At 56.1% G+C, this 10,005-nt stretch carries 5 protein-coding genes; 4 read left to right on the top strand and 1 reads right to left on the bottom strand.

Going from position 1 to position 10,005, the window contains the following annotated elements; translation table 11 throughout:
* Positions 1-78 precede the first annotated feature (78 nt).
* The 3 genes from aceB to aceK all read left to right on the top strand — a co-directional run bounded on the left by aceB (position 79) and on the right by aceK (position 4,847).
* Positions 79-1,677, top strand: a complete 1,599-nt coding sequence (gene aceB, locus Dpoa2040_RS13480) for a malate synthase A (protein WP_168641574.1) — start codon at positions 79-81, stop codon at positions 1,675-1,677.
* 26 nt (positions 1,678-1,703) lie between these two features.
* A complete protein-coding gene (gene aceA, locus Dpoa2040_RS13475) occupies positions 1,704-3,011 on the top strand; it encodes an isocitrate lyase (protein ID WP_168641573.1) in 1,308 nt (435 codons plus the stop codon).
* A gap of 78 nt (positions 3,012-3,089) precedes the next feature.
* Positions 3,090-4,847: a bifunctional isocitrate dehydrogenase kinase/phosphatase gene (gene aceK, locus Dpoa2040_RS13470; protein WP_168641572.1), complete on the top strand. Its 1,758-nt coding sequence runs from the start codon at positions 3,090-3,092 to the stop codon at positions 4,845-4,847.
* Between the two features lie 6 nt (positions 4,848-4,853).
* Here aceK and iclR read toward each other — a convergent pair whose 3' ends face one another.
* Positions 4,854-5,684 (bottom strand): glyoxylate bypass operon transcriptional repressor IclR, encoded by an 831-nt coding sequence (iclR, locus tag Dpoa2040_RS13465; RefSeq protein ID WP_042873039.1) that lies wholly within the window; start codon positions 5,682-5,684, stop codon positions 4,854-4,856.
* Positions 5,685-5,849: 165 nt separating this feature from the next.
* Here iclR and metH point away from each other — a divergent pair, with 165 nt between their 5' ends.
* Positions 5,850-9,533, top strand: coding sequence for a methionine synthase (gene metH, locus Dpoa2040_RS13460; protein ID WP_168641588.1), 3,684 nt, complete (start codon positions 5,850-5,852; stop codon positions 9,531-9,533).
* Positions 9,534-10,005: the final 472 nt, after the last annotated feature.

Raw genomic sequence — 10,005 nt, 5'->3', positions numbered from 1 at the left:
GCTGAAAAATGTTCGGATTGAGTTCGCAAATTGAGCAGCCAATAAGGCGAAGATGGCGGAGCAAAAAGGAACGACGACATGACACAACAGACGATAAGCAGGGAACTGGTATTCACCGCAGCGTTAGGTGACGCGGAACGGCAGATTCTGACGACGGAAGCGGTTGATTTTCTCACTGCGTTGGTAAGCCGGTTTACATCGCAGCGCAATCGCCTGCTGGCCGAACGTCAGGTAATACAGGCGCGGATTGATAGTGGTGAATTACCGGGTTTTATTTCGGAAATGGATTCCATAAAAAATTCTGACTGGAAAATTCGTGGTATTCCGAATGACTTGTTGGATCGCCGGGTGGAGATTACCGGTCCGGTGGAACGCAAAATGGTGATTAATGCCCTGAATGCCAACGTGAAAGTCTTTATGGCAGACTTTGAAGACTCGCTGGCACCCAGTTGGTCAAAAGTGATCGAGGGGCAAATCAACCTGCGAGATGCCGTGCATGGCACCATCGCCTACACCAACGAGGCGGGGAAGATTTATCAGCTCAAGCCCAACCCCGCGGTGTTGATTTGTCGGGTACGCGGCTTGCACCTGCCGGAAAAACACGTGTTGTGGAATGATGAACCTATCCCCGGCAGCCTGTTTGATTTCGCACTCTATTTTTTCCACAACTACCGTCAACTGTTGGCGAAGGGCAGTGGTCCGTATTTCTATTTGCCGAAAACCCAATCCTGGCAGGAAGCGGCCTGGTGGAGCGAGGTGTTCAGTTACACCGAAGACCATTTTGGTTTAGCACGCGGCACTATCAAAGCCACGGTATTGATTGAAACCCTGCCAGCTGTGTTCCAGATGGACGAGATCCTGTATCACCTGCGTGACCATATCGTCGGGCTGAACTGCGGTCGTTGGGACTATATCTTCAGTTACATCAAAACGTTGAAGAATCACCCGGACCGCGTATTACCAGACCGTCAGTCGGTGACGATGGACAAACCGTTCCTGAGCGCTTACTCGCGTTTGCTTATCAAAACCTGTCACCGGCGCGGTGCATTTGCTATGGGGGGCATGGCTGCGTTCATACCCAGCAAAGAGGCGGAACGTAACGCGTGGGTGCAAGAGAAGGTCAGGCAGGACAAAGAACTGGAAGCGCGCAATGGTCATGACGGCACCTGGATTGCCCACCCCGGTTTGGCGGACACCGTGATGCCGGTGTTTGACCGCTTGCTGGGTGATCGCCCCAATCAGTTGGATGTGCTGCGTGAAGATGATGCCCCGGTAACCGCTGATGAACTGCTGGCTCCTTGCCCTGGTGAGCGCACCGAAGCGGGTATGCGTGCCAATATCCGCGTGGCGGTGCAATACATCGAAGCCTGGATTTCCGGCAATGGCTGTGTACCGATTTATGGGCTGATGGAAGACGCTGCCACCGCTGAAATCTCCCGTACCTCAATCTGGCAGTGGATTCGCCATGGCAAAACCCTTAGCGATGGACGCGTGGTAACCAAAGCGCTGTTCCGCCAGATGCTGGCTGAAGAGATGCAGGTTATCCGCGATGAACTGGGCGATACCCGCTTTGATGGTGGCCGTTTCGAGGAAGCTGCCCGATTAATGGAACGCATCACCACGCAGGACGCGTTGATCGATTTTCTCACCTTACCCGGTTACGACTTACTTGATTAATCCTGTTTAAAAAAGGAATCGTCGCTATGAGCACCTCTCGTACCCAACAAATCGAGCAACTGGAACAAGAGTGGAATACCCCGCGCTGGGAAGGCATCACCCGCCCGTATCGCGCTGAGGACGTGGTGAATCTGCGTGGGTCGGTGAACCCTGCGTGCACACTGGCACAGCAAGGGGCGGAAAAACTGTGGAAGTTGTTGAATGGTAAGTCGCGCAAAGGCTACGTCAACTGCCTTGGCGCACTCACCGGTGGGCAGGCATTGCAGCAGGCGAAAGCCGGGCTGGAGGCGGTGTATTTGTCCGGCTGGCAGGTCGCGGCGGATGCCAACCTGGCTGCCAGCATGTATCCGGACCAGTCGCTGTATCCGTCTAACTCGGTGCCAGCGGTGGTGCAGCGCATCAATAATACCTTCCGACGTGCGGATCAAATCCAGTGGGCTAATGGTATCGGGCAGGATGATCCGCGTTACATCGACTACTTTTTGCCTATCGTAGCCGATGCGGAAGCCGGTTTTGGCGGGGTACTGAACGCGTTCGAGTTGATGAAATCGATGATTGAGGCTGGTGCCGCCGCTGTGCATTTTGAAGACCAATTGGCATCGGTGAAGAAGTGCGGTCATATGGGCGGTAAGGTGCTGGTGCCGACGCAAGAAGCGGTGCAGAAGCTGGTGGCAGCCCGGCTGGCGGCAGACGTGTTGGGCATACCGACGTTGCTGGTGGCGCGAACTGACGCGGATGCAGCCGATTTGTTGACCTCGGATTGTGATGATTATGACCGGGACTTTATTACCGGTGAACGTACGGTGGAGGGCTTTTACCGTACCCGCGCCGGCGTAGAGCAGGCCATTAGCCGTGGGCTGGCTTATGCTCCTTACGCTGATTTGGTGTGGTGTGAAACTTCAACGCCGGATCTGGAACAGGCGCGGCGTTTCGCCGAGGCGATTCACGCCCGTTTTCCCGGTAAGTTGCTGGCCTATAACTGCTCGCCGTCATTCAACTGGAAGAAGAATCTGGACGATCACACCATCGCGCATTTTCAGGATGAACTGTCGGCAATGGGCTACAAATACCAGTTCATTACGTTGGCGGGTATCCACAGCATGTGGTTCAACATGTTCGATCTGGCTCATGCCTATGCGCAAGGTGAAGGCATGAAACACTATGTGGAGAAAGTGCAGCAGCCGGAATTTTCAGCGATTAAACAGGGGTACACCTTCTCGTCTCATCAGCAGGAAGTGGGCACCGGTTATTTCGACAAGATAACCACCCTGATTCAGGGGGGCGTATCGTCTGTAACCGCGTTGACCGGATCGACAGAAGAACAGCAGTTCTGATGCGGGTTATCCGCACTATCGCGGCCAGCCTGATGCTGGCCGTGTGTCGTTATGTCGATGGCCAAAGAGGAGAGTTGGATGAGTCGGGGACGGGAAAAACTGGTGGCACAAACCATTTTGCAAGGGTTTGATGCGCAGTATGGCCGGTTTCTGGAAATCACTGCCGGGGCGCAGCAACGTTTCGAACAGGCCGACTGGCATTCAGTGCAGCGGGCGATGAAGCAACGTATTCAGCTTTACGACCATCATGTTGGGCTGGTTGTGGAACAACTGGCTTGTATCACCGACCAGCAATGCTATGACCCGGCGTTTGTCGCACGGGTCAAACAGATTTATACCGCACTGTTACCGGACTATCCGCGCTTCGAAATAGCGGAGAGCTTTTTCAACTCGGTGTATTGTCGGTTGTTTCATCATCGGGAGCTGACGCCGGACAAACTGTTCGTATTCAGCTCGCAGCCCGCGAGACGCTTTCAGGAGATTCCACGACCTCTGGCCCGAACTTATACGCCTGACAATGGGTGGGCGACCATGCTGGAAGCCGTGTTGACGGCACTGCCGTTGCGGTTGCCGTGGGAAGACCTGGCACGGGATATCGGTTATGTGGAGCGATCGTTGCGGGAGGCGTTTCCGACGGCATCGCTGGCTAAAGCCTCGCTGCAGGTAGCCAACGAGCTTTTCTATCGTAACAAAGCGGCCTGGCTGGTGGGGAAACTGCGCTTGCCGGGCGGTGTGTTTCCGTTTCTACTGCCGATTCACCATAACGAACGCGGTGCGTTGTTTCTGGATACCTGCCTGACTCGTCACTCGGACGCCAGTATTGTATTTGGTTTCGCCCGTTCCTACTTCATGGTCTACGCGCCGTTGCCGTCGGCACTGGTGGCCTGGCTGCGGGACATTTTACCGGGTAAAACAACGGCCGAATTGTATCTGGCGATGGGTTGCCAGAAGCACAGCAAGACCGAGTACTACCGGGAATATCTCGATTTTATCGCCAGCACTCAGGAGCCGTTTATTATCGCGCCGGGCGTGAAAGGGATGGTGATGCTGGTGTTTACACTGCCGACGTTTGATCGGGTATTTAAGGTGATCAAAGACAGGTTTGCGCCACAAAAAGAGGTCAGCGAGGCGCGGGTGCGGGAGTGTTATCGGCTGGTGAAAGAGCATGACCGTGTCGGACGCATGGCGGATACGCAGGAGTATGAAAACTTCGTGCTGGAGAAAGCGCGCATCAGCCCGGAACTGCTGGCGGAGCTGTGGCGGGAAGTGCCAGACAAGCTGGAAGATCTGGGCGACCGGCTGGTCATCCGCCATCTGTATATGGAGCGGCGGATGACACCGCTAAATCTTTACCTAGAGCAGGCTAGCGGGCAGGCGCTGCGCGATGTGATTGAGGAGTACGGCAACGCCATCCGGCAACTGGCGGCCGCCAATATTTTTCCCGGTGATATGCTGTTCAAGAACTTCGGTGTGACCCGTCACGGCAGGGTGGTGTTTTATGACTACGATGAAATCTGTTACATGACCGAAGTGAATTTCCGTGATATTCCACCACCGCGCGACCCGGCGGATGAACTGGCGGCGGAGCCCTGGTACAGCGTCGGGCCGAATGATGTTTTTCCGGAGGAATTCCGCCAGTTTCTGTGCAGTGACCGCCGTTTACTGCCGCTGTTCGACGAGTTGCACGCCGACCTGTTTCGCGCTGAGTACTGGCGGGCGTTGCAGCAACGCATTCGCAGCGGTCATATCGAGGATGTTTACGCCTATCGGCGTAGAAAGCGCTTCAGTTTGCGCTATGCCGAGCCGATGACGTCAGCCGATACGCTGACGTCATAACGCCGTTTAGCGTGCGCCGCCGTACTGATAGGTGATCGCTTTTGCGGCCTTAATCACCAGCGCACCCAGTTCGGTGATGCGATTATCGGTGATACGGGACACCGGCCCGGAAATAGAGATAGCAGCAAAGGCTTCGTGGTGCTCGTCCAGAATGCAGGCGGCAACACAACGCAAGCCCAACGCGTGTTCCTCATCGTCGAGCGCATAACCCTGGCGGCGAATGGCCGTCAGATTCTCTTTTAGCGTCTGAGCATTCAGGGTGTGTGGGGTATAGCTGTGCAGTCCTTTGCGGTGCAGTAACTGGGTGACTTTGTCATCCGGCAACATAGCGAGGAAGGCTTTACCGGCTCCGGACGCGTGCATCGGCAGCTTACCGCCGATAGGCGCCGACATCCGCATCAGCGCCGTACACTGCACTTGATCGATAATGATGGCCTGATAATCGGTTTGGTCCAGCACGGCCAGATTCACCGTTTCACCGGAGTTCTCCATCAACTGACGCAGCATTGGATGCACCAGACTGAGCAGATTGCGGCTTTGCAGGAAGCTGCTGCCGACGATAAACGCGTGGGTGTCGATAGTCCACAGCCCCAGATCACCGACCTGACGTACAAAGCCCTGCTGTTGCATGGTGGTCAACAGCCGGTGGGTGGTGGAGTTGGGCAAGCCCGCCTGCTGGGCCAGGTCGGTCAGCGCGATGCTGCCATTGGCTTTAGCGATGTATTCCAGCAGCGTCAGCCCGCGGGTCAGCGATTGTACCTGTCCAGCCGGTTGAGTCGCGCTGGTGGTGGCAGCGCGGGGTTTTTTACCGCGTTTGGCAGGTTCGGGTGGCGTCATCGTTGGTTTCCTTATTTCATATCATGGAATCGATTTTCGTTTTTTCAGCGCAGAATGCAACCGTCTTATCAGGCTGTTTTATCAACGGTGCGCTGCCCTGGCGTGACGTACTCTTGTGCTAGGATAAGAATTCGCACAGACGAGGGTAATAACGAGAATAAGATGATGGCAAATCGGTTACAGGCATTACAGCAGCAACTGGCGCAGCGCATTATGATTCTGGATGGCGGCATGGGCACCATGATCCAGAGTTACCGTTTGCAGGAGGAAGATTATCGCGGTGAACGTTTTGCCGACTGGCACTGCGACCTGAAAGGAAATAACGACCTGCTGGTGCTGAGTAAGCCGGAAGTCATCACCGCCATTCATCACGATTATCTGGCCGCGGGCGCGGATATTCTGGAAACCAACACCTTCAACGCCACCCGCATCGCCATGGCCGACTACGAGATGGAAGCGCTGTCGGCGGAAATCAATACCGTCGCCGCCCGGCTGGCGCGTGCCTGTGCCGACGAGTGGACGGCGCGTACGCCGGAGCGCCCGCGTTATGTCGCCGGGGTACTGGGACCGACCAACCGCACCGCGTCGATCTCGCCGGATGTGAATGACCCGGCGTACCGTAATGTCAGTTTTGACCAACTGGTGGCTGCCTACCGGGAATCGACCCGCGCGCTGGTTGACGGCGGCGTTGATATCATCCTGATCGAAACCATTTTCGATACTTTGAATGCGAAAGCCGCTATTTTTGCGGTAGAAACCGAATTTGAGGCGCTGGGTGTCACGCTACCGGTGATGATCTCCGGCACCATTACCGATGCTTCTGGCCGAACCCTGTCCGGGCAGACCACCGAAGCGTTTTATAACTCGCTACGCCATGCCCGGCCGCTGTCGTTCGGTTTGAACTGCGCATTGGGGCCGGATGAGCTGCGCCAGTATGTGGCGGAGCTGTCGCGCATTGCCGAGTGCTATGTCACCGCACACCCTAACGCCGGGTTACCGAACGCTTTCGGCGAATACGATCTGGACGCCGACGAGATGGCGCGCCAGATCGGCGAGTGGGCGCAGTCCGGCTTTCTGAATATTATCGGCGGATGCTGCGGCACCACGCCAGAACACATCGCTGCAATGGTGAAAGCCGTTGAGGGTGTCGCGCCGCGCGCCTTGCCGACGCTGCCAGTTGCCTGTCGGCTTTCCGGGCTGGAGCCGCTGAATATCGGCGACGATACGCTGTTTGTTAACGTCGGCGAGCGTACCAACGTTACCGGTTCCGCCAAATTCAAACGACTGATCAAAGAAGAGAAGTACAGCGAGGCGCTGGATGTGGCGCGCCAACAGGTGGAAAGCGGCGCGCAAATCATCGACATCAACATGGACGAAGGTATGCTTAACGCCGAAGCGGCGATGGTGCGTTTCCTTAACCTGATCGCCGGGGAGCCGGATATCGCCCGTGTGCCGATCATGATCGACTCCTCTAAGTGGGAAGTGGTGGAGGCGGGGCTGAAGTGCATTCAGGGTAAAGGCATCGTCAACTCGATTTCGATGAAAGAAGGCGTGGAAGCCTTTGTGCATCATGCCCGGCTGGTGCGCCGTTACGGTGCTGCCGTGGTGGTGATGGCGTTTGATGAAGTGGGGCAGGCGGATACCCGCGCACGCAAAATTGAAATTTGTCGCCGTGCTTACCAGATCCTGACGGAAGAGGTCGGTTTCCCGCCAGAAGACATCATTTTCGACCCGAACATTTTTGCTGTTGCCACCGGTATTGAAGAGCACAACAACTATGCGGTGGATTTCATTGAGGCTTGCGCCGATATCAAAGCCCAGTTGCCGCACGCGCTGATTTCCGGCGGTGTGTCTAACGTGTCGTTTTCGTTTCGTGGTAACGAACCGGTACGTGAGGCGATTCACGCTGTGTTCCTGTATTACGCCATCCGTAATGGCATGGACATGGGGATCGTCAACGCCGGTCAGTTGGCTATCTACGACGACCTGCCCGCTGAACTGCGTGACGCCGTCGAAGACGTCATTCTCAACCGGCGCGATGACGGCACCGAGCGGCTGCTGGAGATCGCTGAGAAATACCGGGGCAGCAAATCCGATGACGATAGCAACAAAGGCGAAGCGGAATGGCGTGGCTGGCCGGTGAAGAAACGGCTGGAATACGCGCTGGTTAAAGGTATCACCGAGTTTATCGAGCAGGATACCGAAGAGGCGCGAGTGGAGTCGGCACGTCCCATCGAAGTGATCGAGGGGCCGTTGATGGACGGCATGAACGTGGTTGGTGACCTGTTCGGTGCCGGTAAGATGTTCCTGCCGCAGGTGGTGAAGTCGGCGCGAGTCATGAAACAGGCGGTGGCGTACCTGGAGCCGTTTATCCAGGCCAGCAAAGAGCAAGGGTCCAGCGCGGGTAAAATTCTGTTGGCGACGGTGAAAGGCGACGTACACGACATCGGCAAGAACATTGTCGGCGTGGTGTTGCAGTGCAATAACTACGAAATCATCGATTTGGGCGTGATGGTGCCGACCGATAAAATCCTCAAGACGGCGCGTGAAGAAAATGTCGATATCATCGGCCTGTCAGGGTTGATTACCCCCTCGCTGGATGAAATGGTCAACGTCGCCAAAGAGATGGAGCGCCAGGGTTTTACGTTGCCGTTGCTGATTGGCGGCGCGACGACCTCCAAGGCGCATACTGCGGTGAAGATCGAGCAGAATTACAGCGGCCCGACGGTATACGTGCAGAATGCGTCGCGTTCGGTGGGCGTGGTGTCAGCGCTGCTTTCGGATACGCAGCGCGACGACTTTGTGGCGCGTATCCGCAAAGAGTACGAAACGGTGCGTATCCAGCATGGTCGCAAAAAGCCGCGTACGCCGCCGGTGTCGCTAGATGTGGCGCGTAATAACGCGATGCAGATCGACTGGGAAAGCTATACGCCGCCGGTGGCGCACCGTCTCGGTGTTCAACCGGTGACCGCCAGTATTGAGACCTTGCGTAACTATATCGACTGGACGCCGTTCTTTATGACCTGGTCGCTGGCGGGCAAATACCCCAACATTCTGGAAGACGAGGTGGTGGGGGAGGAGGCTAAACGGCTGTTTGCGGACGCGAATGCCATGCTGGATACCCTGTCTGCCAACGGTACGCTGAACCCGCGTGGCGTAGTGGGGCTGTTCCCGGCTAACCGGGTAGGTGATGACATTGAAATCTATACCGATGAGCGCCGCACTGAGGTGCTGACCGTCAGCCATCACCTGCGTCAGCAAACCGAAAAGACCGATTTCCCGAACTACTGTCTGGCGGATGTGGTGGCGCCGAAAACCAGCGGCAAGCCGGATTACCTCGGCGCGTTCGCGGTGACCGGCGGTCTGGAAGAAGACGCGCTGGCGGCGCAATGGGAAGCGCAGCACGATGACTACAACAAGATCATGCTCAAGGCGCTGGCAGACCGGCTGGCGGAAGCGTTCGCCGAGTACCTGCATGAGCGAGTGCGTAAGGTCTACTGGGGCTATGCGCCGAACGAGAATCTCGGCAACGACGAGCTGATCCGCGAAAATTATCAGGGCATTCGCCCGGCACCGGGGTACCCGGCTTGCCCGGATCACACCGAGAAAGCCGTCATCTGGCAATTGCTGGATGTGGACAACACCGTTGGCATGAAGCTCACTGAGTCTTACGCCATGTGGCCGGGCGCGTCGGTGTCTGGCTGGTACTTCAGTCATCCGGACAGCAAGTATTTCGCCGTGGCGCAAATCCAGCGTGACCAGGTGGAAAACTATGCGGTTCGCAAGCAGATGCCGATAGAGGAAATTGAGCGCTGGCTGGCGCCGAATCTGGGGTATGACGCAGACTGATTAACAAGCAGGGCCGACAAGAAAAAAACAGGCCGGGGTAGCCCGGCCTGTGTCGTTTGTTTTCTACGATGCGCTATGGGGTTATACAAAGACCATTTACCCTCCAACACACCAATCGTCGGCCATAACGGTCGCCTACAGTCCACCACTCCAGCCGACACACCAGCCTAATAACCTCGGTGACGTTCATCAGCCTGTTCAGACCATATGGGGTTTGGTCTTCATGTATTTTTCTTGTCGCAGCTCTGAATGCGGATGTCGTTGCCCGTGTTGAGCGCAACGACGGATAAGAAACGCGTGACGCCATAAACATAGCTCGTGGGGAATGACCCTCTGTTCTTGATTTAGGCCATGATTTTTAAAAAATTACGCTTATTTACATCCGTTGACCGGCTCAGGAACAGATAAGATGTCAGTAACATGTCAGACTTAAAACCGGGCGCGATGAGGCGTACATCGGGTTTATGGGCGG

It is taken from the genome of Dickeya sp. CFBP 2040 (genome assembly GCF_012273755.1).
Classification (GTDB): Bacteria; Pseudomonadota; Gammaproteobacteria; order Enterobacterales; family Enterobacteriaceae; genus Dickeya; species Dickeya poaceiphila.
This window is presented reverse-complemented; position numbering and strand designations above follow the sequence as displayed.